Raw genomic sequence first — 420 nt, 5'->3', positions numbered from 1 at the left:
AGCTTGTGGCGATAGCTTTCATGCTGATAGTGCCAGCCTTGGTCAGAGTGGATCATCGGCCGATCTTCGGGCGGAAGCTTCTTGATTGCTTGGTCCAGCATCTGGCCGACCAGGTCGAATACCGGGCGGCGCTTCATCTGGTAAGCCACGATTTCGCCGTTGTAGAGGTCCATGATCGGCGAGAGATAGAGCTTCATGCCCTGCACCTTGAACTCGGTAACGTCGGTCACCCATTTCTGGTTGGGCATTTGGGCCTCAAACTGGCGGTCAAGGTCGTTGGAGACCACGACATTGGCCGCTCCCTTGAACGCGCGGTAGCGCTTGATGCGTACCCGCGACTGCAGGCCCAGCTCGGTCATCAGCCGCTGTACGCGCTTGTGGTTGATGGCTTGGCCCTGATTGGCCAGTTCCAGCGTGATG

1 protein-coding gene is annotated in these 420 nt (G+C 58.3%); it reads right to left on the bottom strand.

Annotation, left to right across the window (positions count from 1 at the left end):
- A partial coding sequence (locus IAE41_RS22355; RefSeq protein ID WP_200734609.1) for an IS3 family transposase occupies positions 1-420 on the bottom strand: 420 nt, incomplete at both ends.

It is taken from the genome of Stenotrophomonas sp. S39 (assembly GCF_016624665.1).
Classification (GTDB): domain Bacteria; phylum Pseudomonadota; class Gammaproteobacteria; order Xanthomonadales; family Xanthomonadaceae; genus Stenotrophomonas.
Note: the sequence above shows the minus strand (reverse complement) of the source record. Positions and strands in the feature narration are given on the sequence as shown.